The 23,667-nt window shown below is 55.7% G+C and carries 23 protein-coding genes; 1 reads left to right on the top strand and 22 read right to left on the bottom strand.

Going from position 1 to position 23,667, the window contains the following annotated elements:
- Window positions 1-14: 14 nt before the first annotated feature.
- The 20 genes from DMX12_RS06120 to DMX12_RS06020 all read right to left on the bottom strand — a co-directional run bounded on the left by DMX12_RS06120 (window position 15) and on the right by DMX12_RS06020 (window position 18,311).
- Window positions 15-1,316, bottom strand: a complete 1,302-nt coding sequence (locus DMX12_RS06120; RefSeq protein ID WP_009684332.1) for a hypothetical protein — start codon at window positions 1,314-1,316, stop codon at window positions 15-17.
- Between the two features lie 35 nt (window positions 1,317-1,351).
- Window positions 1,352-2,866, bottom strand: coding sequence for a UvrD-helicase domain-containing protein (locus DMX12_RS06115; protein ID WP_009684333.1), 1,515 nt, complete (start codon window positions 2,864-2,866; stop codon window positions 1,352-1,354).
- A gap of 131 nt (window positions 2,867-2,997) precedes the next feature.
- Entirely contained in the window at window positions 2,998-3,474 is a 477-nt protein-coding gene (locus DMX12_RS06110; protein ID WP_009684334.1) for a hypothetical protein, read from the bottom strand.
- Between the two features lie 50 nt (window positions 3,475-3,524).
- On the bottom strand, window positions 3,525-4,415 hold the full coding sequence (locus DMX12_RS06105) for a DUF6685 family protein (protein WP_023118090.1): 891 nt from the start codon (window positions 4,413-4,415) through the stop codon (window positions 3,525-3,527).
- A 290-nt stretch (window positions 4,416-4,705) separates the two neighbouring features.
- Entirely contained in the window at window positions 4,706-5,116 is a 411-nt protein-coding gene (locus DMX12_RS06100; RefSeq protein ID WP_009684336.1) for a hypothetical protein, read from the bottom strand.
- An 11-nt stretch (window positions 5,117-5,127) separates the two neighbouring features.
- Complete coding sequence (locus DMX12_RS06095; RefSeq protein ID WP_023118091.1) at window positions 5,128-5,904, bottom strand: hypothetical protein; 777 nt, start codon at window positions 5,902-5,904, stop codon at window positions 5,128-5,130.
- Window positions 5,905-6,107: 203 nt separating this feature from the next.
- The gene (locus DMX12_RS06090; protein ID WP_009684338.1) at window positions 6,108-6,713 is read right to left on the bottom strand and encodes a hypothetical protein; all 606 of its coding nucleotides are present in this window, start codon (window positions 6,711-6,713) and stop codon (window positions 6,108-6,110) included.
- Window positions 6,714-6,854: 141 nt separating this feature from the next.
- The gene (locus DMX12_RS06085; protein WP_009684339.1) at window positions 6,855-7,112 is read right to left on the bottom strand and encodes a hypothetical protein; all 258 of its coding nucleotides are present in this window, start codon (window positions 7,110-7,112) and stop codon (window positions 6,855-6,857) included.
- Between the two features lie 179 nt (window positions 7,113-7,291).
- On the bottom strand, window positions 7,292-7,726 hold the full coding sequence (locus tag DMX12_RS06075; RefSeq protein WP_009684340.1) for a hypothetical protein: 435 nt from the start codon (window positions 7,724-7,726) through the stop codon (window positions 7,292-7,294).
- Window positions 7,723-10,749 (bottom strand): hypothetical protein, encoded by a 3,027-nt coding sequence (locus DMX12_RS06070; RefSeq protein ID WP_023118093.1) that lies wholly within the window; start codon window positions 10,747-10,749, stop codon window positions 7,723-7,725. Before DMX12_RS06070 ends, DMX12_RS06075 begins: the two co-directional genes overlap by 4 nt.
- On the bottom strand, window positions 10,746-11,015 hold the full coding sequence (locus tag DMX12_RS06065) for a hypothetical protein (protein ID WP_009684343.1): 270 nt from the start codon (window positions 11,013-11,015) through the stop codon (window positions 10,746-10,748). The genes DMX12_RS06070 and DMX12_RS06065 overlap by 4 nt, the downstream gene beginning before the upstream one ends.
- Window positions 11,008-12,240, bottom strand: coding sequence for a hypothetical protein (locus DMX12_RS06060; protein WP_009684344.1), 1,233 nt, complete (start codon window positions 12,238-12,240; stop codon window positions 11,008-11,010). The genes DMX12_RS06065 and DMX12_RS06060 overlap by 8 nt, the downstream gene beginning before the upstream one ends.
- On the bottom strand, window positions 12,240-12,953 hold the full coding sequence (locus DMX12_RS06055) for an HNH endonuclease (RefSeq protein ID WP_009684345.1): 714 nt from the start codon (window positions 12,951-12,953) through the stop codon (window positions 12,240-12,242). Before DMX12_RS06055 ends, DMX12_RS06060 begins: the two co-directional genes overlap by 1 nt.
- A 14-nt stretch (window positions 12,954-12,967) precedes the next feature.
- Window positions 12,968-13,360, bottom strand: a complete 393-nt coding sequence (locus tag DMX12_RS06050) for a hypothetical protein (RefSeq protein WP_009684346.1) — start codon at window positions 13,358-13,360, stop codon at window positions 12,968-12,970.
- A 17-nt stretch (window positions 13,361-13,377) separates the two neighbouring features.
- Entirely contained in the window at window positions 13,378-13,911 is a 534-nt protein-coding gene (locus tag DMX12_RS06045; protein ID WP_009684347.1) for a hypothetical protein, read from the bottom strand.
- 10 nt (window positions 13,912-13,921) lie between these two features.
- Window positions 13,922-14,851 (bottom strand): hypothetical protein, encoded by a 930-nt coding sequence (locus DMX12_RS06040; RefSeq protein WP_009684348.1) that lies wholly within the window; start codon window positions 14,849-14,851, stop codon window positions 13,922-13,924.
- The gene (locus DMX12_RS06035) at window positions 14,851-16,065 is read right to left on the bottom strand and encodes a DotG/IcmE/VirB10 family protein (protein WP_171021351.1); all 1,215 of its coding nucleotides are present in this window, start codon (window positions 16,063-16,065) and stop codon (window positions 14,851-14,853) included. Before DMX12_RS06035 ends, DMX12_RS06040 begins: the two co-directional genes overlap by 1 nt.
- A 23-nt stretch (window positions 16,066-16,088) precedes the next feature.
- Window positions 16,089-17,009 carry a DotH/IcmK family type IV secretion protein gene (locus tag DMX12_RS06030; protein ID WP_009684350.1) on the bottom strand — a complete coding sequence of 307 codons (921 nt, stop codon included), beginning with the start codon at window positions 17,007-17,009 and terminating at the stop codon, window positions 16,089-16,091.
- Window positions 17,006-17,659, bottom strand: coding sequence for a DotI/IcmL family type IV secretion protein (locus DMX12_RS06025; protein ID WP_009684351.1), 654 nt, complete (start codon window positions 17,657-17,659; stop codon window positions 17,006-17,008). The genes DMX12_RS06030 and DMX12_RS06025 overlap by 4 nt, the downstream gene beginning before the upstream one ends.
- A gap of 133 nt (window positions 17,660-17,792) precedes the next feature.
- Window positions 17,793-18,311 carry a hypothetical protein gene (locus DMX12_RS06020; protein WP_009684352.1) on the bottom strand — a complete coding sequence of 173 codons (519 nt, stop codon included), beginning with the start codon at window positions 18,309-18,311 and terminating at the stop codon, window positions 17,793-17,795.
- 1,279 nt (window positions 18,312-19,590) lie between these two features.
- Here DMX12_RS06020 and DMX12_RS06015 point away from each other — a divergent pair.
- On the top strand, window positions 19,591-20,910 hold the full coding sequence (locus DMX12_RS06015) for a replication initiation protein (RefSeq protein WP_009684354.1): 1,320 nt from the start codon (window positions 19,591-19,593) through the stop codon (window positions 20,908-20,910).
- Window positions 20,911-21,294: 384 nt separating this feature from the next.
- Here DMX12_RS06015 and DMX12_RS06010 read toward each other — a convergent pair whose 3' ends face one another.
- Together DMX12_RS06010 and DMX12_RS06005 are read right to left on the bottom strand one after the other, a co-directional pair.
- Window positions 21,295-22,251 (bottom strand): ParB/RepB/Spo0J family partition protein, encoded by a 957-nt coding sequence (locus DMX12_RS06010; protein WP_015026520.1) that lies wholly within the window; start codon window positions 22,249-22,251, stop codon window positions 21,295-21,297.
- Between the two features lie 89 nt (window positions 22,252-22,340).
- Window positions 22,341-23,465: an AAA family ATPase gene (locus tag DMX12_RS06005; RefSeq protein ID WP_009684356.1), complete on the bottom strand. Its 1,125-nt coding sequence runs from the start codon at window positions 23,463-23,465 to the stop codon at window positions 22,341-22,343.
- Window positions 23,466-23,667 lie beyond the last annotated feature (202 nt).

The raw sequence follows: 23,667 nt of genomic DNA, 5'->3' as shown, positions 1-23,667 counted from the left end.
TTGCCTTGAAGGCGTTACGGACGAGGACCGGCCGGAGCCTCCTCCTCGCCCTTGAGCGCGGTATCGAACTCGCTTTCGAGCGAGGCGAAGTCGGGGGCCGGTTCCTGCGCTTCTTCAGCCGGAAGCTTCGGCGGTTGCGGCTCGGCGCCCGGGCGAACCAGAGGGGTACTGAACTGGTTCGCCAGGTAGGTGCCCGGTTCGTCGGCGAGGATGTTGAACGGCGAGAAGCCGGAGATCGTGTCGGTGCGAGCGATGCCGGGGAGGATGACCTTGCTGAACAGGTTTGCCTGTTCACCGAAAATCATTTCGTAGCGCTGGGTGCGACCGGCCTTCACCTCGCTGATCAGCTTGAACGCTGCGTTGTTGTCCTGCGTCGGATCGCCGGCGTAGTTCATGCGGTAGCCGGGAATGCTTTCCACACGCACGTCGCCATTGACCAGGCCGGCGAACAGGTCGTCGTTCGGGATGCCCTTGAAGATGTTGTTCTTGAACAGATCTTCCAGGGTTTTCTCGGTGTCGGGCACGTACTCGTCACCGTCGCGCTTGAAGCCGACGTACACAGCACGAGTCAGTACATCTTCACCATCAGTCACCCGCAGCAGCGCGAGCGCCTTGGTGCCACGGCCGAGTTGTTCGGCGAGGACTTCTTCCAGATCCTGGCGGCTGCGCACATTGCGGGCGTTCGACGGCTCCACGGTATCGATGTGCACTTGCGGTTTGTCGTTCGGGCCGAGGGCCTCCAGCTTCTGGACCGCCCAGGTAACGGGAAACTCCTTCTCGAAGGTGCCATGGTCGGTCTTGACGCGGGCCGTCACGGTACGGGCGTTCACTGGCAGGGTGATGCGCTCGGGCTCGCCCGGCTGCACCGCGGGGTTCTTGAACGAGATACGCGGCGCCGTCGCCAGGATGTTCTCGATGAACGAGCGGTTGTCGTGGTCGGTGTCATTGCTGGACGCCAGGGTGTTGAGCCAGCGCGAGCTGAGTACGCGCTTGCCATCCTCCATCTCGTCGCTGAAGAAGCAACCTTCCAGGGTGAGGAAGGTGCCCTTCGCGGCATCCGGGGCGGCCAGCGACTTCTTGCCGTTGCCCTTGACGAAGTTGGTCAGGGATTTACTCGCGGACTCGCCGCGGAAGGTGACGACGATCTCTTCGCCGGCTTTCACCTTGGGGTTGCTCTCGTTCAGCAGCTTCCCGGTCAGCTTGACCGCGCCGTTCGATTCCACGGCGGTGCTGACCTCGAACACGGCGCCGAAGGCGTCGTACTTCTTGTCGGCGCCGCCCTTGTTTACATCTTGGATACGCTTCAGCAGGGACATAGTGTGGTGCTCCTTGTCGGGGGATAAATCGTTGATTACGCCATGGAAGGACGACTGGAGCGGTTGGCCGCCAGTTCTTCGAGGTGTTCGAGGTAGGCCTCCAGCTGCTCATTGAGGTGGAGAACGCGCTGCGCTCGGGTTACCCCGACGTAGTTGACGTTGATCTCCTCGATCAGGTTGGTGTCGGCCTTGCTCATGTCGATCAACTGGCCGGTGTCGGAGTCGAGAAACTCCATGAAGTCGCCAGCCAGCTGGACATTGGGGAATTCGAGCCCTTTCGACTTGTGGCCCGTGGTGAGGATCAGACGGTTGTCCGCAACGTTGCCGTCTTCGACCGGTGCCAGGGCTGCCCGCTCGATTCGCTCCAACAAACCTGGGATATCCCGGCCATAGGCAGTGACGATCTTGCAGCGCGACTTAACTTCGCGGTCGTTGATCATTTCGGCGTATTCCACCAGCTCATCGAAGCTGCTGAAGGACCGGATGAATGGATCCTTCACCTGGCCTTTGATCGACAACTGATAGACGTCCAGGATCTGATCGAAGCGGTAACCGCGGATGTCACCGACGAAGGAGAAGGGCTCGTTCTTGGTCAGAGCTTTCACGGCCCGGTCGAACAGCGCAGCATTGCCTCGGCTGAGGTACGCATAGCCCTCGCTGGCAGTCAGAGGACGGATCTTGCTTTCCGCCCCCAGTCCACGCAGATGAACGACATCACCCTTGAGGTCCAGGATGCGGTTAGCCACTTCCGCCACTTCGTTGCCGAAGCGGAACGAGCCCGTCAGGTAGAAGGTTTCGTCCGAGGGGATGAGCTCCATCGCGTTGCTCGCACCACGGAAGCCGTAGATCGCCTGATGGCGATCGCCCACATACACCTTCTTCGCCTGCTGCTGATTTACGATTGCTTGGGTGACGGGATTGGTATCTTGCGCTTCGTCGAAAAGGATCAGGTCGTAGGGCAGTCGACGACCTGCGACCTGGTAGAGCTTGAGGTACCCGTCATGCAGCATCGGGACTTCGGAGCGCAGATCCTGCATTGCGGTCCAGACCTGCATCGCGTCCTGCAAGATCCGCTGCGGATCGAAATGGCTACGCTCGACCGGGGCGTCGCCGATGCTGACGTGCTTCGGGCTAAGCGTGGAATCGGCCGACACGAGGTAGTTTTTCACGGTCTCGATCACGCGACCGCCATACAAGTTGTGGGCACTCGACGGGACGCCCGACAGGCTGGAGGTCAGCTGTCGAGTAACATGGAAGGGCTTGATGTCCCCCTGAAGCTTGCCATGTACGTTGCCGTAGTCACGGCCAATGGCGCCGTAGGCAAGCGAATGTGCGGTCTTGCAGGTGACGTTGGATGGGAACTTCCTGGAGGCCTCGACCTGGATCGATTTGTTGAACGCGACATATAGCTGACGCTTGTCGCGCTTGGCCTCGGCGATGCCTCGCAACGTGGTGGTCTTGCCAGTGCCAGCACCGGCTTCGATCTTGATTACATCGGAGTTGCTTTCGCAGGGAGCACGTTGCTCCTCGGTCATCTGCAGGCCATCCATAACAAAACCCTCGTTACCTGATATTGCATCAGGATAAACAAACGAAAGTCGTCGTGTAAAGCCTAACCTTTTAACACCTGCGCCCCCTCCCCCATCACCCGGCCAAAGCGAGCGCAGGGACCAGCTCGCGCCTAGCGCTCACTCACGCGGGCAATTACATCCTTCCATCCCGGCCAATCACTCGCCGCCAAGTTGCTATTCCCCGAGGCGTGCCGATCAACCCAGTCAGCAACCTGGGCCTTCTCTTCGTCATTCATCGCGACTGCAGCGGTGATGATGCGTTCGTAATGGGCTACTAGATGAGGGGGCGTTAGCTTGGTGGAGCCGAGGAACATTTTGCCGGCCTGCCAATCCTTGAATACCCTTTGAATCTTTCTTCCCCCGCTGCCTGGCTCCAAGAAAATAGTGGCGAAGTAGTCAATCTCAACGATTCCATCATTCGGAATACTAGGTACACCATCCGGCATCAGATGCTGCCCGTTGCAAATCACCTCAACATACTCAGGCTCTTCGGGATTGATGTCGTGCCAGTGAATTTGGTAGCCCTGTTCCCTTAAAAACTGGATGAACTGCTTAAACAGCTTGCCTGTAGTGGTGAGTGCCTGCATAGATTGCCTCTCGCGTTTTTCTCGTTACAATGCAAGTATATAATTGAACTTCAGTTCAATCTGAAAGCCGCCATGTTTCTGCGAGCCAGCTCTTGCAGATGATCACCCAGATCGAAGAACCCCCACTCGTGGAGCACGGCCGCAACTCGCACCGAACGAATATCATCTCGCGGCAGAAACACAGCTCGGGAATCCTCATAAGGACGGGGCAGGCGTCGGTGCAGGTAGGCAGCGCCATAAGCCCGCATGGCATCGTGAAACGCCATGTAGCTCATCGGCTCGTCCCGTAGCGCGAATATCTCAAAGTCACGCACCAGGGAACTGACAGAAGCGCTGTTGAGGCCGTAGATCTTTAGCCGCCCCTGCAGCGGCACAGAACGACGCAACCGCGAAGCGATATAGCGTGCTGCCGCAAAGTGATGCGAGCCACCGGAGTTCATCAGGAAAAGCCGCCCATCCCACCGATAGCAGGCGAAATGATCCGAAGGATCCTCGCGATGAAGTATTCGTATCTCGGACCAGGCGAGGTTTTGATCCAGCTTTTCCAAGCTCATAGGCTCGATCATCGGTCGCGAGTTGGTGGCGACCATATCGTCAAGGCTCGCGAAGTCACGCAGCTCCGATTTCGACGCTGAAAGGCCTTCGACATCCTGAATCTCGCACCGCCATTGCTCCTTGACCTCGCGACAGCCCAAGCGGGCGAGATCCTCCCGGGTGAGATGGAAGCTGCCGTATTGGCCGCCCTGATTGCGCCACCCGAGCATTTCTCCGGCAGCTAGACGGGGCCAAGAGCCGTGCACCGCGCCACCCCATTCATGCCATAGAACAACGCTCGACGCGGCAATACTTTGAGCGGGTTCCCGCAAGTGCACTTTCAGAGCAGGAAAGGCCTCAACAATAGCGCGGACCGAAGCGGGGATACCGAGATCATCCTGAATCATCCGCTTCATCCGGAGGAAGAAATGTCGCACTCCCGCCCCCTTATGCAGCAATCGGAGCCGGCGACTCCGGCGAGTTAAGCAAGCCATGCTTCAGCCCAACCAGGTCAATCATCCCCACGAAAACGCTCCCCATACAACGCCAACGACCACCAGCACGCCCAGGCCGGCCAAGATCCACCGAGTCCGAACTTTACGGCGCAGACGCGCCTTTTCGGCAGCCAGTTTCTCAAGCCATCCATCCGGCCGCGACCCCATGAAATGCGCTTGCACGATACCAACTCCTGCAACGGCTAAAGCAGAACGACGGATGCCAAAGTGCGTGACAACCAGGAGAGAAGTATCGGCACCGGGATCGAGTATTCCGCTGCCTGAATAATGACCATGAGATCGGGTGACCCAACCTTTTCAGCACATTCGGCGAAGGTCAGAACGGGCTGGGGGGGGGAGGCAATCTTTTCGACATCCGGTTCGCCTGGAGATCCGATGCAGACAGTCCGGTAGCGGGCCACCGCCTCGCCATCTTCCGGATGTTCATTCAGCCATTGAGCGATAGCTGCGTCCCTGGCCTCCCCCACCTTCCCCAAGTAGACGCTACCCTCGGCCAGCACCAAGATGAGGAACAAGAACAGCGCAACGCCACCCCATAGGATCACCCTCGGGACGGCTCGAAACATCTTCGAATCGCGGAGAACTACAAGCATGGACAGCCCCCTCAACCTGCTGCGAGGTACAGCACGCGCCCGCCGCTGCTATCCAAATCGATGCCTTCGTCATCCTGTGCCCCTGCTCCATCGGGGACCAGCTCGCCATGTCGCTCCAGGATCCACTGCGACACATCAGCAGCCGTAACGCCGAATTCGCGAGCCATGAGCGAAACATCAGCCCAGCTCACGTTTTCGCTAACCTGATTGAACATGCGATCGAACTCATACGTGGTCAGGTCGCGCTCAACCAGGTGCGTCCACAAACGACGGTTTGTCGTGATCAGATGATCATCACTGTCATCCCGCCAACAGGCCCCTTTGATCACCTCGGGAGATACCGCCGGCGCCCGGAAGAAACTGCGACGCACGCACACAACAAGTCGCACCTTGGCGCTCGCCACCAGGTAGAAGCGATGCCCAAGGCGCTCTTTGAGCCGTGGCGACGTAGATTCGACCGCCGTGATCGAGCAGCCTGCCAGCAACTTGGAAAGCTTCGTCAGCGCCGCGTAGACGCTCTTCTTCTGGCTGAAAATGCTGTCTTCGATGTACCAATAGTGAACCCGCGCGTCATCCAGGCGAAGTCCGTTGTCGACCTTCAACCCCATGACCGACATCAAATTCATCACCGACTGCAGCCGAAGGTTTTCCTTCTTGCCGGCCAACCAGGAACGCAGGTTCTGGACAGGGATATTGGCAAACCTGGCCATCATCTCGATGTCCATCACCACCAGCTCAGCGAGCAGAGTGACCAGCTCGTTAGCTTTCATTCGCTTCTGGGTAGCCATAGCTTTTCCTTAGATTTTCGCCGCAACAATCATCAACAACACGCCAGCAAAGCTGGGCCAAATTAAGTTTTGTCATCCAGACTGCGCCCCGTTACCGAATGCCCGAATCCGAGCGCTAAGTGCCTCTTCGGCAACGAACAAAACCGGCGATGACCAAAATCAGCATTGGCGAGCAAAAACCATTTCCGGACACTACATCTGGATCAGCCCGCCCTCTTCTCAATGGGCAATCGGAATAACGGCTCATCCGTCCAGAGACTTTGTATGCTCGCAAACACCGAAGCGTCTGCAGGGGTTTGCCACAGCGCCTGAATCTGCGCATCGCCAGCCCGGTCGAGATCCACCAAGCTGATGCGCTGCCCGCCTTCAGTTGGTTTCAATCCAGAAGCCACCCGCTCAGCAATCTCAACAGGCAAACTCGCGAACACCGCGTTGGCCTCGCACACCTGAACCACTGCGAATGCCCGTAGGCCATTCCCCAAGCGGAACACATACCCTCGCTCGAACTCGCTTTTATTCAGCAGCTCACACAGGGAATCGACCATTTCTTCATCGACCTCCCAACGGTGGAGGCCTGGAGCTAACATCCCGCCATCCAGAAGCCCGAGGTCAAACAGGACCATCCGCAGCTTCTCCATCGAAACATTCCGCGTCGTCCCCTTGCTCGAAATGAACGCCGACAGATTCCCCCGATGGGTAGCGTGAGTTTCTGCGATGCTCTGCAGAGTCACCCGCTTGGCCTTCCTCAGAAAACCCAGCCATGCCGCCATTTCGGCGCTGACTTCTCGTTCCTTATCGGTGACTTTCATTGATCTATATTACCATGTCAATATGTCGTTGATAGTAAAAAAATAACCAATCAGACGCAATCATACGCGGCAGGTTTTTCCCTCACCATGAATCTAACCATCGAGCTTGTTCCTAGATCCTGCTGGTACAGCAACGTCCGTTCAAACGTCAGCGAAGCCACTTGGAGTCGGCTGAAAAGCATCTGCTTCAAGGCTGCCAACTACCGTTGCGAGATCTGCTCTAACCGAGGCCCGCACCATCCTGTCGAGTGCCATGAAATCTGGCACTACGATGACCACCGGCTCATCCAGCGCCTGGATCGATTGATAGCGCTCTGCCCGAGGTGCCACCAGGTAAAGCATATCGGTCTCGCCATCGAGCGCAGCGAAACCCACAAAGCCATCGAGTGGCTGTGCCATGTGAACTCCATCAGCCCCGGCCAAGCCCTACAGCTGGTCAAGCGAGCCTTCGCGATCCACGAGATCCGCTCCGCGTACAGCTGGTCGCTCGACCTCTCTCAACTATCTGATCACTACCAGGTGAGGCTCGCTCCAGATAATCGCGAAGCTGGCCTCAACCGCCCCTCATCGACAAGAGCTCAATGAGGCGCCAACTGCTGCATGCGCAACATGTGTTCAGCACCGACACGCTCTAGTTCTGCTGCAGACGTTTTGTAGACCTGCTTCATACGAGCGATGTAGTCGACATCGCTTTCGTTTGGGTAGCGGTCGTAGCGCCGAACTTCTGCATCGTCCGATATCGGGGCAGGCAACACCGACGCAGCCGGCGGCGTATAGGGCTGATAGACGGGGGGGCTTTCCACCGGTACCCGTTGCGGCGATGCACTTTCCACAGGGACAATCGGTGTCGATGCTCTCCCCGGGCCAGCATCAGGGCGAACAACCACATTGCTCGAACTGCTCTCGTTCGAAGCGCCTCCCGAAGTTCCGATGTTGAAGATCCCCGCGCACGCGGGGAAAGCGGTCGCCACCATCAGAAGGAAAACGACCGAGCAGTTGATCCGCTTGATCATGCGCGTAGTGCCTCCGACCGCTGCTGTTGGTAGATATCGAGCAACTCGGCGACCAGCCCATCAATTACTCCATCGTCCCGATCCTGGCCAATCAGGCCGCTGATCTCGACCTTCTTCTTCCGCGCCTCGATTTCCCGCGCAACGCTACCACCAGGGTAGAGCCGAGCCAGGAGGCGCCGCGTTTCGACTGGCCCAATTTCCCGATACAGTGTGTCGCGGACGTAGGTGTCTTCTTGCGTGGTCGAAAACGCCCAGAGCCTGATACCGCCCATAGTGCTATTCAGCAAATGCACCGATTCGCCTTCACGAGTACTGAACGCGCCAACGAACGTAGACCCCTTCGCACTCGGAGGACGGATCATGTGGCGAACCGCGTATTCCGCCGTCGATGACAGGCCGAACATTTCGCGCATGCGCCCCGCCTTCTTCTCGTTCTGCTTCGAGAAAACCTTCTTGACGGTAGCGAAGGACAACATTTCTTCGTCAAAGTCATCCACGTCCTGAGACAGTACGGTAACCATTACGCCCTCCTTACCCCCCTCGCGCATATCGCCGATAACCTGGTCCCGTACCGGACGCACGCGCTTCGTTCGATGGAGTTCGTCCCACTGAAGGTGCTTTTTGTCTTGGCGGATTTCGCGAATACGGTGCTCATGGTACGGGCGGTACCGTGGGGCGAAGCACTCGACATCTTCCTCGGTCAAGTAGAAGTTCCTCGCCACGACATAGCGAGCCAGCATGTAACACATCGCTGTCTGGTGGTCGGCCGCGGCGGATCCACTACGAGCAACTTCGGCGAGGTCGATCGAAACGACCCTGGCTTCGCCCAGATCAAAGGCCGTAGGCAAAGCGAGAATCGGGTAGCTGCGCAACGATTCCGAAATCATCCGGGAGAAGGCATCCAGTAGCGCCTCACCATCCTCGGTGCTCTTGCCTCCATAGAGATCGACGAATTGTTGCTCGCGACTCACCGCCGCCAAGTCGGCCAGCGTAGGAACGGCTTGCCGCTGCGCCAGGGTTGCAGAATGGATGTCACCATGGTCGTAGAGCGCGTCGACGATCTCCCACCAGGAAGTTCGCCCGTCTACCTGGATACCGAAGCGCTCAACCGCCCGGTCGACCTGCTCAGCCCCTCGGGTGTTGGGGATGTAGGGCTTGGCCCTGGTATTGTTGCCATCGCCTGCGTAGTAGCGGTAGGCCTCCTGCAGGGTGAACTTGACCAAGCCAACCATGCCGTCTGCCGGTGCGGCAGCACCCATTGGCGTAACAAGCAGCGACACAAAGTTAGTTTGAAAAGCAACTTCGCTGGGTAGTGGGTAACGGGACCCTACCTGAGTGTCCAAAGGGTTGATGGCGAACTCCGGCGTCATACGCAGACGCAAGCTCATCGCCAAATGCCGCTTTTCCTCGGGAAGAGCGTTGCGTAGCAGAGATATCAAACCAGCACTCCCCTTGCCGACGTCGATGATCCCGATCATCGGCAGCCGGGTGATACCCGGCGAGAGGCAAAGCGCAAGGTTCCCTTGGTTACCATCAACCGTTTTACCGGACCGAGGTTCAGCCACACCGACCGTAATCCAACTGGACTGGACTGGTGAGTTGGGTTGATAAGGCCAGATCTTTCCATCCGGCGTGCGATAGAGAACCGCTCCGCCATCAGCCCAAGGCGACGCAGGACGGTACAAAGGCAACATCTGCGTGACATCACCGAGAACCGCACAAGAAGGTGTTGCGACGCTATTCAAGCTCAGGCAGAGCGCCGACGATGTAAAACCTTGGAACTGATCGCCGCTGGCTTCGCGAATATCAATACCTCCCCATCCCTGTACGGCACGGGCGAGGCGAGATGCGCGGGATGCGAGTAATTTCTCGTCATCCTTCGGAGCCCACGTCGCGAAATCCACACGCAGGCGGACGTCCAGTTCATTCTGTTTCTTCACCATCTCACGAACCGCCGAAACCCCCTCCCGGAAAACCTTGTTGTCCGGATTGGTGAAGCTGATGATGCTGGCAACCATGTTCTTGAAGCCGACCATCTTCAGGCCGCCTGACTCAATCAAAAAACTGATCCGCCAAGGCAAGCGGTTCTGACTTACCCGCACAAACAGCTTCTGAAAGGGCTCAATGTCTTGTGCATGCAGGTGCACGTACATCGGGGCATATATCCTGTCGCCAACTATCGTGTACTTCCGCCCTGCTTTTTCAGCATCTCGCGGTACCAGCTGGCGATCGAGGCGCGGCCAAAATGCCCCTGACATGTCCTTGGGATTTCTGCTGATGTCCCGCACGGGAATCTTGTCGCCCGGAAGCCGCGGGCGCCAATCATCGGCGGTGAACTCCGGATCCACGCTCATCCGCATTTCGTAACCGGCCTTGTGGACGTCCAGAACCTCTACAGCGATATGGACCGACCGCAGGTCCCCGACCAGGGCGTCGACGAACGAGCGGTGCCGAGTACGCAACGACTGCATCGCCGCGAAGACGTTCGGCACATCCCGCATCCGGGGAAGCGGCGAGGCCTCGCGCAGCTCCTCCTTCGCCTTCACATCGCGCTTCTGCTCGCCACTGGTGGCCGCCGACGGCCTGGTGATCAGGGTGATGAAGGCCTTCTCGTTGGTGCAGAACTGGGAAAGGTGTCTGACGTCCTCTTCGAAGAGGTCATCCAGCTCCAACCCGAGGCGCTTGGCTGTCGCTCGGGAAGGAGCGATGGCCGCTTCGATATCGCGTACAGCACTATCGGGATCACCGCTGAAGTACACGTGGACGGCATGGCCGCCATTGCTCAGGTACGCCTTCAAGCTCTTGCTGAACAGGCTGTCACATTCAGCAAATTCGACCTCGCCGATCATCCTGGTGGAGCCGTGCAATTGCAGGACGGTGAGCAAGGTGCCATCCCGCATAGTCATGGTCTGCTCGTCGTCGATGCTTTCTATATTAATGTAGTCAGCCATCGCCATTTTGAATTTCGAGCAGACATACGCGAGGAGATCCTCAATCGTGTCGACGATACCTGCAGCGCTCATCTAGCGGTCTCCCCGGTTTCCAATTTCGCCTTGTAGTGCTCCGCCACCAGTCGGCCATGCTGGACGAACAGTCCTCTGGCAAACTCTTTAAGGTGACTTGGCAACTTTGTATTAATGAATGATTTTACCGTCTCAAGATCTTTCATTGCCGCATGAAGTGCAGCATCGTTCTCCGGAAGAAGAAGCAGTCGATCCAGCGCAATTATCACTTCCAAATTGCGCGAATCTCGCAGTGCAACTTCAAGCAGAGTGTTAATGTCAGACATTGTGTAAGTCCTCTTGAACTTCAATGTCCGACGACATATTTGGAGGAGCAAGCAGACCTATAGAAGATGCGATGTCATAAGCATCCTTAAAATTATGCTTTGGCACCAGACAGGTCACGCTACCCGCGCCATACTTTCTGATGGCGAACCCGGCCTTATGAAGCTGTAGCGCATAGGTGAACATCAAGAAACGGTCCACCGCGGTTATCCAGGCTGCACGCGGGGAAACTGCCCGATACTCCGTACTCTTAGGCTCAAGCCGATAGCAGTTCTCACGTGAAAGACCGACCCAATGGTTCATAGCCAAGAGCTCCGCTCCAGGACTCATAGCCTGCAAAGCAGAGAACATCGGCAGCTCGCAGGACGTCTCAAGCATTTCATAGCCGCTGAATACAAAAGCACATGCCACTTCAACCTGGGCGTACTGAGAAAGTAGTAGAAGTTCTGGCTGCGATACCCAGGATCGGTTACTACCAGCCTTTGCCCCGTTAGCAAAAGCAATTACGTTCACATAATCAGGATTTATATTTGAAACGGATACTTTAGCCAGCACTGGGCGGGGGTTATTCACAACCCATTGAACTTTATCCGAGATTGGAGCTATCTGTTCTGCAGAGAAATACTCAACTTGTTCTCCGGGTACGATCATGCTCAGCATTTCGCGAGCATACGCCACTGCCGGCGCAGAAAATCGAACCACTACCATTTCTTCCCGATTGTAATGGGGCGTCAGGCAATAAGTGTAATACTGATGGGCAGCCGACAGCGCACCATCTACTTCCGGCGCAATGTGTGGATCTTTATCTGGAAGGATCTTGCACCGAATTTCGTCCGCCAAATTGTCGTGCATAGGAACAGAACGAGAGCCATCAATGCCGTAGGCGCCTTTCGCGTACCACATGACCCGAGAAAAAACACCGGAAAGGATTTCCGTGATTTGTTTCTCGGTGTAGCTACGCCGCATTAAACCCCAAGCACTGCAAATGTCTGCCTGCCCCTCTTGCAGCCACGAGTTAAGATAGGTTGTCCTCTTTATATATGGCGTCTTATGTAAATTCGCACCATAAATCGCCGAAAACGAAAGATTCGTCCACCAGAGGGTGTCGTTATCCAAGTTCCCGACAGAAGAAATACGAAACGCCTCCATACCTTCCACGGACGCCCAACCGCCCATATTCGGATCGTCGGCATCGAAACGGACACAACCGTGCCTGACTACCCCCATCAGGCCACTCCTGCAACGCCAGGCCAGGCCGCGAGATCCAGGCGACTGAAAGACGCACCGTTCCCAGACCACATGCCAGCTTGCTGGATGAAATAGTCCGCTCCAGGAACGTAACGACAGCCACCCAGAAGGACACTACGCTGCTCGTACTCATCGTCGCTCATGTCCAGCAAAACTCTGCTACATACCAAGGGGTCCGAAAGGCCTTTCCGCACAGTTTCCCCCTTCGAGTTCATCTCGACCTGGTGGGCTCGGTCGGTGATACGGCGGTAGACCGTATGCGGGTTAATACCCTGTTCCGCCGTCGAAGCCACCTTTTCCGGCCCAGCCGCAACAGACTGCATCGCCATGCAGTAGAAAATCACCTGCAAGAGATTGTTGAGCTGAACTTGAGTCAGCTCAGGCAGGAAGACAATTTTCCCAGGATCGGATGGCCATTTCTTAGAAACCGTATCGAGATGAAATGGCGCGTGGCATAGCTCACAAACAGGAACTAAGTTTTCGAGTTCATTATTCGTGTGATCACCATCCAGATTATGGATATCGAAACTATCGGTTGTTCCGAATGCAAAATCGCAAAAATGACAGCGACGTCCAAAGCGCCCTTGCGCAATAACCTGCTTGCGCAACTCACCCGCGCTCTTGTCCAGCCGAGAGCCGTGCTGAATAAGAGGCGCTTTCCGGATGTCACGAACAACCGATAGCTCGATCATTTTACCAACTCACCTTAACGCTGGATCTGCACACGAGACTTGTCGCCGCCGCCTTCACCCCAAATGGTGTCAGAGCCAGTTTCGATCCCGCTTGCGATGTACAACAGGAAAGCACCGCCAAACAGCAGAATGGCAGCCATTGAGATCTTCCCTTGCGCACCATCGGTTTTGTTGTATTTCTTGATCTCGAAGATCGACAGGCCGACCATGATCAAACCACCCAGCGCGAACAAAGCCTGCGCTCCCACCCCCAGGCCGTCAGCTTCAGTGGCTGCGCGACGACCGATTGCACCTACACCCTCGCCGTGAGCAAGCTCGGTAAAGGCCAGCATCGCCATTGCGCTGGTAGAGTAAAAACAAACTTTCGCCTTGTTCCAAAAACCGCGCAGCGTACTCATTACTTTCATAGGATGGTCTCCTTTCTCTATAGAACTTCCCCGAAACCGAAGGTCTCAGAGAACATATTTACTGTACCGACGATGTTGATTAGCGCTACACCAGCCACTAATCGGATAAACGATTTTTTGAAAACCTCATCACTTCCGTTCTGACCACTTCCAATCCGCCGCATACTCATCCAGCCTCGGGCATAGGTGATGTATCCGTAGAACCGGAGGCAAAGAACAATGACCCCAATCAACTCTGAAGTTTGAGCCGGCATATTTGCCGAGCCTTGATAGCTCATGAGGTTCTTCACCGATACCGAGCCACCCCAAAATGAGTCCAAAGCGGTGTCAATACTTGCCGCGAAGTTGAAAAGTGCCACGCCGCAGAAGAAATACATAATCGGCGTGGTCCAGGTCATACCCTGGCCACCCGTCTTATCAACTTGGATTGCTTTAAAAACTGCGTTGCCAGTCAGTACTAGGCCCAGCAAAGCCACAACCGCGTTCAACAGATCCTCCAGTCCGGGGAACTGCTGGGCGAAGCTGGCCAGCATCGTCGAGGCGTCGATCATCTCAGCGGCCTCAGCGGTAGACGACGCCGTTGGACATGATCACTTGCCCTTGGTCTGGATCAATGCGCTGCACGGAGCCAACTCCTGGGATCGTGTCGCCAACGGAAACGCTGATGCTCTCCCCTCCCTTCGTCACGAACCACGCTCGACCTTCGAGCACGGCCTTGAGCGACATGCTGGCAGGCGAATTTTTCTGCTGGCCCGATCCAGCCTGAGACTTCTGAACCTGACGCTGGGGTTGCGGTTGTGGCTTCTTCTGCGAGGCTGCTTGAGAAGTGCTGGACTTACTTGCGGAACTAGGCTTCGGCGCCGGCTTGGCAGCGGTTTTCGGCAGCGACTTCTTGATTTCGTCCAGCGTTTCCTGAATTGCCTTCAACTGAATATCTTGCTGCTCCAACTGTTTTTGAACCTGAGCAATCGAAGCCATTTCCTGGCCCGATGTCGGCACCGGAGCCGCCGTTGCAGCTTGCGGCTCCATCGTTACGTGCGGCTGTATCTGCGCAGCTTGTCCGACCGGAGCAACAGGCTGCTGCATAACCGGTGGTGCCGGCGATTCGGATACCGGCAGCGCGGCCTGCACTTGTGGATCTGCCACATAGTTCTGCGCCTGCTGGTACTGGCCAACCGGCTCCGGCACGGGAGAGGGGGGATTCGGTTGCGGCTGATACCCCTGCCCCTGGTAGCCGTACTGCCCTGCCCCTTGGCCAGAAGGCTGATCGATAGTGATCGGGGCGGTCCCATAACCTTGGTCATTGCTATGGAAGAACCGGGGGCCGAATATCTTGAACAATGCGAGGCCAACAACGAGAGCCGCAACAACGTACATCCCGTAGGTCATCAGTTGACCGTTCTTGTTGCTCTTTTTCTTGTCGGCAGGCGGGGCATCGTCCTCATCGAACTCATTCTGTTGCCCGAGAATATCTTCCTGATCAATACTCATTACTTATTCCCCTCGCCCTTAATTTCAACATCATTCATGAACAGGAAGCAGACGGCAGTTCCCGAGTCGATAGTAATCGTTGGTTTTCTGTTAACCCCATCGGCCAGGCTATCGGCAACTCTTTTACCTACATTCCCAGCCGCAGCAGAAAGAATTTGCGTGTTATCCAAAGCATCGGTTTGGACGACAGTCCCGCTGGGACTCGCTACAAGTTGTTGATTCTGGCCAGCCTGCATAATTGCAGTGCCATATCCTTCTAGAAAAGTTGCAGCGAGGAACAGGCCATAGCGCTGAACCAGGTGATTATCGACATCAGTGGCCAGAGCAGTTCTAGCGGTATTCGGATCGACTGCATAAGCATCGACTTGGACAGATCCATTCACACCAGGAATATTTGCGGTAGTAAAATGCAAAGTTGCTTTTTGGGCGTTTTGACCTGTTTCAATCTTACCGAGCAGCTTGGTACGCTTCAGCTCGCCTTCTTGCCATATCGTGGCAAGAACCGGCCCTGGCTCGTCAGTATTAACTGCAGTATCAACTTGCCCACATTGCAAATCACCAGCCCGGGCGAGCTTCAGCGCTGGTGTCTGCTGCACATTTGAAGCAGCACCGACCTGCCCTTTTCCTCCAACCCCTGAAGCCGTGTTAGCCGTCGCTGTCGAGTAAATATCAAGTGTTTTATGGGAGGAAGGCTCCCAGTTTTTTACTAGCAAACCGACTTGTTGGCTCATAGCCTCTTTGCGGGCCTTGATCGCCTCGTCATTAGCGCGCCTGGCCTCGTCATAACGTTTCTGCGCATCAGCCAGCTGCTTCTCGCGCTCTTCGTTACGACGTCGGACTGCTTCCGGATCTTCCTCCGGCGCCTTTTTCTTTGGCGGCGCAGCATCCTCAATGACGGTCTCGGTTACGCCAGTTCGGACAGTAGGGACCGCGCTGCTGCCGGATTGAACAGCAGCTCGAACATTGTCGGAATTTTCCTGAGCAATGTATGCGTCATACTGAGGGGTAGACTGGGGCATTGGCCCACCACCACTCATGACAGCCGGACCTTGGAGCCCTTGGTAGCTATTGACGTAGCTCGGATCTGCATTGGTTTTCTTGTTGCTCGTGAAGAGCCAATAACCAGCCCCCGCAGCTATCAACATAATCAAAAAAGAACCACCATAGATCAACCTGGTAGGCCCATCACTTAGGGCAACTTTCAGATTATCCAACTTCGAAATCTTATCCGCCATAATCAATAGCCGCTCAGACTGACGTTAAGTGGAGCCCCATTGCTCAGCGCAACAACGACAGGAGTCCGAGGTATCTCATAAACAGCAATTCCATCCGGTGATCGCTGCATAGAAAGATAAGCTGGGGACAAAAGTGCATAGTTCGTCCGCACAAAAAACTTATCTTTGTATTCCCATGCCATCACTTCCGTATTCGAGCTAGTCAGTAGCTTGGCGCCGTCAGGGCCGAATCCCGACAGCATGGTGAGGATTGCAGGCGCGACTCCTTTAGGCAGAGCTGCGGTCGCAATATTGCCGATCCCCTGAACACGGACATCTACTCGATCATCAACTTCCCGCTGACCACTTACCAGAGTCAGTGAAATAGGAACGCTCACGTCAACCAAAGTGATTGATACGTTGCCAAAAGCGTAAGGTGACTTGGGCGAAATCTTCACGTAGTTAGAGCCTGACTTTTCAGCATCCTTTTCCCAGGTGACTGTGAAGTCTTTGTCCCCGCCTCCGATATCGACTGTTTTGACGATTAACGGGTTACCTGCCTGGTCAACAACCATCAGCGTTGTGACAAAACCACTGAATAAGCGGACTACTTGCGGGGTAGCGCCCGGCGAAAGCGACACCGTCACCGAATTGGTGACGATTTTCGGGAAGAATCGCGGGAGGGCCGCAGCTGCTCGCTCAGTATCATCAACCTGCTGCCGTAGGTTCCTGATCTGAGAAGGAGTCAAAGGCGCAGCTTGCTCGACGGCCTGCTGATACGCGGCATCATTGATGTCCGGCAGCGGTGGCAGCGCAGGAATAGCCATCTCCCCCGCGGTGGCAGGATTCTGACCAGGCACACTTTCAGCCGTATCAGCATGCGCTGGGCCCGCCGAAAGGACGAACCAAATCAAGCCGGCTGAAACTTTGACCAGGCGGCTCATCGAAGGTCGCCCCCGAGGTATTGCGCGATCCCCAGCCCATCGCGGCTTTCAAACGGGTTCACCCGGGTGACAAGCAGCGTCACCAGCGTTTTCTGAGTGGCGACGGTTCGCCCACCTTGCCCCCCCTGGAAACTGACGATGAAAGGAACTTCGATCTGCCAGGTCCACACACCGCGGCGCATCCCTTGGTTGGTTACCACCGGTGCAGCAAGGGGCACCGCCGAGGTCACCAGTCGCTGTTTCTTGACTAGGTCCAGATTGCCGGAGCGGTCCAGCGCTTCCATGAACATCGACCAGCCGTCCGGAGTGAAGCACTGCGAGTTGCGCTGCAGCTGCTTCTGCGAGTGCACGAAGTCGTAGCTGTTCGCACCAGCAACACATTCGACTGTCCAGTCCAACAGTTTCTGGGGCGATACAAAGGGTTCGCTCAGCGGAACCATCTGCGTGAGCCTTCCAGTCACCGAGTCCTGGCCGAAGTACTCACGCTCGACGTCACGGGTTTTGACCCAGACGAAAGCACCGCCGGTGACGAAGTTCAGCACAATAGAGAAGATCAGGGCGTTCAGCAGTTTGCCGAAGTATTTCTTGTAGAACTGCAGACGGCTCAGATCCAGGCAGTGCTCGTCATCGCGTGGTGAAGTACCTGACATACCGAACGAACCCCAACGACTTTCATTAGTTGATAGATGCGGAAAATACGCAAAAATACCTTTAGTGTCAACGAATGGACACCGCACTTTTTCCTGTTGTCGGGTTGAGATGCTACTGAGGATGGGGCCGCCCTCAGGCGGCCGATTTGAAATTGACCACGCAGCTGTGGTCGAACGAGGCATCGTCGTCGGCTATCGCCATCATGTCCGCCATTGCCTGGCGGAGCTGCTCCAAGGACGTTGCCGACTCGACAACAAAACCCAGTCCTTTCAGGTAGGTCACAACGAAGTCGACATCGCTGGCCACAATGAAACCAGCCTTCAATGCCCCAAACGCATCGACCACATGCCCCGTGAAGCAGAACACGTTGCTTTCAGGATAGGGCTGGATCTCTGCCGGATAGACGTCTACGTAATCAGTCGGCTCGATATCAGGATGGCGATGAGCGATGAGCTCCAGGATGGAAACGGTCTGTTTCACCTCAGCCAATGAAGTGATCGCCGAGATGTAGAAACCACATTCCCGCATCGACCGAATTGCCTCCTCGGCCGACTGTGCAACGGCGTATCCACTCTTCAGCTCGCCACCGAGCTCTCCTTCAAGGTGCCCACAGAAACTGAACACCTCGTTCTCTGCATAGGTAGAAGACATGTATTCGCTCCCCTACCTGGTTAGCGGGGGCGCAGAGTGCCGTTCTGCGGCGGAGACGGCAGATCAGCCAGATCAAGCTTCGGCCGGTTACTGGTACTGGAAGCCACAGCGAACATACCGCGGCTGACCCCCGTGTTGTCTTTCGGCACATCGAACAACGGCAGCGGACCTTGCATAGCGAACCTCTCCCATACGGCGAAAGCCGCAAAATTGGTTTATGTCGCCTAAAAGCATCGCGGATAGCACAACAAAAGTCAAAATAAGCCATCGGCCCCATATCCATTCACCTTTGCCACCCACGATCCCCCCAGACACGATTTGCCGCCCCATATGCGTTCACCTTTCATGCTCTCCTCCCCAAGCCAACCCCATAAACGTTCACCTTTGGCGGGATTTAGGTCACATGTGGCTGCTTGTTTATGGCCAACGGGAGATCGGCTGCCTGCCCATAAATGTTCACCCTTTAAATAAAAAGTACCCCGCAGACGCCTGTATTTACTGGGGTTTATGCCGCGCTTGATGGCCTCCCCATATTTTTTCACCTTTGCCACCTTCCGCGCCTCATCGGGGCATCGAACGGTGACTCATTTCAGTGGCCTGGTCGGATGCCGACCCGTTGTCAGATCCACAACTCACGCTCAACCCCATAAACGTTCACCTTTTAAGGGGCTACACCTCCTAACCTCCCCATAAACGTTCACCTTTCCCCCGATCCTGGTGCTCGACCAGTAGCCTTCAAATGGCCCCATATGCTTTCACCTTTGCTCAGGAGGCCCCATAAACGTTCACTTCACGCTCCCCACATCCATTCACCTTTCGCCCCACATCCATTCACCTCTCACCCCATAGCCTTTCACCATTGCTCCCCATAAACTTTCACCTTCGCCCCATAAGTTTTCACTTCTCACCCCATATATATTCACCCTCACCCCATAAACGTTCACCTTAACCCCAATAAAACCCTTTAAAATCAAACACTTAGCAGCCTCTAAATATCTGTTTGTTTGTTTAAAAAAGAAACAGACAAACAGACATGGGATCCAATCCAGAAAGTTTTTGTATGTGTGTGAAAATATATTGACTAGAATTTAAACAGCGGTTTAACTACCGCAAAATTCGACCGAGCGGGTACCTGCAACCGGACCGGACCGGAGTGGAGTGGACCTCAAGCACCGCAGCTCGCGAGAGGTTGTCTGTCTGTCTGTTTTGTTCGTTTCTTGATCATTTTTGACTTTCGTCATAGTATCTATGCAGTTTTGGAGGCTTGCAGGGGGGAAGCATGGGCATGCCGGCAGCAACACCGGGGCAAAACGTCCTGGCGCCAAGCGTTCGGAAGCACGCTGGGGCGATTCACATCAAGAACGACATTTCGTGCCTTCAGCGGAAGGCTTGGAACGTCCTGCTGCACAATGCCTACGATGACTTCCCAGACGTGAACCTGCAGCTGCACACCATCCCTGTTCGCGACCTTATGGATCTCGCTGGGTTTGACAGTAAAAACGTCAAATACCTCAAGGACGCCCTTGAGGACATGGTCACCACCAAGATCAAATGGGACATCATCGATCACCAGGGCAAGAGCGACTGGGGTGTGACCACGGCGCTTGCTAGCGCCTCGATCAAAGACGGGATCTGCAGCTATGCCTACAGTCCGCAGCTGCGGACAAAGCTCTACAATCCGGAGTTCTATGCTCGAATTGACCTGCTGATCATCTCGCGCTTCAGCTCAGGGCATGCCCTTGCTTTGTACGAGAATTGCGCTCGCTACAGAGCAATCAATCAAACACCAATCCTCCCTCTCCCCCTCTTCCGTGAGCTGCTCGGTGTGAACAACACTGCCAGCTATGATGAGTTCAAGATCCTCAACCGGGCTGTCATCCAGCCTGCGATCAAAGAGATCAACTCAATATCGGACATCTGTCTTGAGGTCGAGCTGCAGCGTGAGAAGCGCAAGGTCGTCGGTGTCAAGTTTCGCATCCAGGAGAACGTCCAGGGCGCGTTAGCGATCGACTCTCCATCCAGCTTCAACCACGAGCTGCTGCGGAAGTTGCAGGACGATTTCTGCCTGACGGAAACTCAGGCGAAGGAAGCGCTGGCCCTCCACTCTGAGGATCGTATCTCCATCGTTATGGAATACGTCCAGGAGAAGTACACAGAAGGAAAGATCAAGGCCGGCGCGAAAGGCATTGCCCCCTACTTCCTCCGTGTTCTGCGCGATGGAGATGTGAAGCTGGCCAAGACTGGGCTCGACAAGCTTCTGCAAGGCGGGGCTCAGGCTAGTCCCAAAGCCGCTCAGGCTGGTCAACAGAGCCTTCTGCAGGATGACGATGCTGTCCGCCGCGAGTTCAACGCTCAGCGCCGGTCGGAGGTTGAACTGCTCCTTGCTGGTATGGACAGTGAGGTGCGCAATTCCCTCAATGATCAGTTTGCAGCAACCCTGGTTGGGCAGCGCCTCATGTTGAAGAAATGGGCCGAATTCCTCGCCAAAGGTGAAGGTAGTGCCATGGTCGTCAACAACTTCTACATGTTCGTCGCTGAAAAACTGCTGCCTCCTTACGAAGAAGCGCTTGAGCTCTACAGAAAATCGCTTGGTGCGTAAAGGAAAGGGGGCTTCGGCCCCCTTCTCTTTACGCATACCCTTCCCAATCTCCCCTCCCCCACCCTCTCCTTTCCGACCTCCTGTTCTACGATGCACTCCCTCGACCACGTTCAGGCGGAGATGCTGCATGGATGATCTACAAGCAACAACCGTATCGGTTTTCACGGTGAAAAAAACATAGGCATATGCTTGGCACCGGATAGGTGAAAGGATATGGGGGTTGCATGCGAATGTGGTCTTGTTGGCCCTTCTGGCAGCATGAACAGCCCTTTTCACCGTGAAAAGGGCTGCCACATCACTCGCATCAGCTGGTGTCATGTAGGTAAGGTGAAAGAATATGGGGCAAAAAAAAGGGCGCTCATCGCGCCCTTGGTTGGGAAAATCTCAAGCCTCAGATGGTGGATCGAAGTGTTTCTTGATGAGCTCCAGAACCTCCTCCGGATTGACGCCTTTGGGGCAGTCGAGCGTGATCTTCTGCCCTCGAACCTTCAGGTCGGCCAACTCGCGACCTTTCGCGAAGAGCTTAACGGGCACCGGAGGCGCCGGCGGCAAATCACTGCTCTTCCTCACCGAGCTCTTGATCCAAGCAACTGCGGCTTCCTGGGAGAGCTTTCCATCGAAGACGAGTTGCGTAGCTTGGACAACCAGGTCCTTGTGCCCTTCGTCTGCCAATGCCGCCAGATCGGCCACATGCTTAGTGCCGATGAATGCCGGATCGTCTTCAAGCAGTGTGAGAGTCTCTTGCGGCAGCTTGAAGTAGGCCAGGCAGCGACTGATGGTGGCCATGCTTCGACCAACACGGCGGGAAAGCGTCATCTGGTTCTTTACGGCCTTGCTGTCTAGTAGCTTCTTGTAGCTCAACGCACGTTCGAAGTCCGTCAGTGGCTCCTGGGATTCGTTATCTGTGACGGCCAGGACAGCTGCATCTTCGTCAGACAGATCCCGGACATAGGCCTCAATCTTGGTCCATTGCAGGATGTCATGCGCCCGCCAGCGGCGCTCACCACCAACAAGCTCGAAGCGACCATTGGCTTTGGGGCGGACGACGATAGGATTGTTGAGACCGCCGTTGGCCTGGATCGCGTCAGCCAGAAGCTGGAGTGCAACTTCGTTGAAGATCTTCCGTGGCTGATACGGGCTTGGATCAACCATGTCGGTATCGAGAAGCGTGACACCTTCCTTGGCTGGCAGATACTGACCTTCGAGAGGCGCTGCAGGTCCTACAGATTTTTCACCGTGAAAATTCGTCGACTTTTCACCGTGAAAAGTTTCAGCAGGGACACCGGAAGTCTGGGCCTGAGAGTCGTCGAGCAGCCCTCGCTCCGCCAGTATGTCGCTCATCGACCTGCCGAGATTAGCTGCAGGCGCCTCGGCGACGGGGACTCCTTGAATATGGGTTGGTTGGCTAGTCCCGAGTGGGCGCGTAGATTTCATTTCGAAGCCTCCAGGACGTCACGGATACGGGACACTACCTCAGAGAACACGGTGCGGAAAGCGCCGACGGAATTGTCGCTGGCCTGACGCCACAGCGAAACAGGGATGCCTTCCTCAAGACTCTTCGAATAGTCCTCGTTGTGATAAAGCGGGCTCTGCGTCACTTTGCCCGGGAAGAGGGTAGTCAGGCGCTCCAGGTTGGCCTGGATCCGCGGGCGGTTGCGAATGTACATAGTCGGGATCGCAATGATCTCAGGCGACCGCTGGAAGTCCTTGGCGAACTCGCTCAGCCGGAATGCAAGGCGCGACAGGGCTCTGAACGAGAACTTATCCATCCGGATGGGGCAGACCAGGAAATCTGCAGCGACCATCGAGTTGCGAGAAAGCATTGTGCCGGACGGTGCATTGTCCATGATGATCACGTCGTAGCTAGAAAGATCGCAGTGCGGCAGCTTCCCGTTGCGTGCTTGCTCGATGAAGATCGAGTAGCGGAAGTCGCTGCCGTTTGCGTTCCGCAGCACGATATCCATCTCGTCGAGCGTGACTTCGGCCGGAATGAGATGCGGCCCGAATTCGCCAAACGGCTTCTTGATAACCTCTTCCAGCGACAAGGGGGTGTAGGTGCTGCCGACACGCATAAGATTCCCGATGTGCCCGTCTACAGCTCGGGCCCCTGGTACACCGACGTCCTCCAGCTCGGCTGCAGTGAGGTCGGGATCGTAACCCAACATGCTCGTGACATCGGCCTGTGGATCGTTGTCGATCACCAGAGTGCGCAGCCCCATCAAGCTGAACTGTATCGCCAGGTTGCAGGCGGTGGTCGTCTTCGCCGTGCCACCTTTCTGCACGTATACCGAGAGTGTGATAGGTCGAGGGAATGGCTTGATTACGCCACTCTCACGTCTGATCGACGCGATGCGAAAGATATCGTCGAGGGTATAGCCACGTGCTTCGACAGTGCCGCGGGGAATGCGGCGGATGTTGAGATTGTGCTGCTTCTCGATCAGGGCAAGCATGTCCTGGCTTACCTGGATGCACTCTGCCGCGTACTTGCTCGAATAGAACAATTGCTGAAAGTCGGTGAAGGGGTACTGGTCGATGCCGAACTCATTGTTTTCCATTGAAGCGAATCCTTCTCGGGGTTTGTGTGCCTAAAAAGTAGGGCTAACCCCGAGGATTTGCAATACCTGATGCGAAATCCTCGGGGTTTTAGGCTAAAAAAAGGCGTTAAACCCCGAATCGATAGACGGTCAAAGGTGACCTAATCGAGTTTTAGCCTAAACCTATAGGGCTCATGTGACCTAAAAAATGTGCGCTGAGAAG

The sequence above is a fragment of the Pseudomonas sp. MB-090624 genome, from assembly GCF_003205245.1.
GTDB lineage: Bacteria > Pseudomonadota > Gammaproteobacteria > Pseudomonadales > Pseudomonadaceae > Aquipseudomonas > Aquipseudomonas juntendi.
Note: the sequence above shows the minus strand (reverse complement) of the source record. Positions and strands in the feature narration are given on the sequence as shown.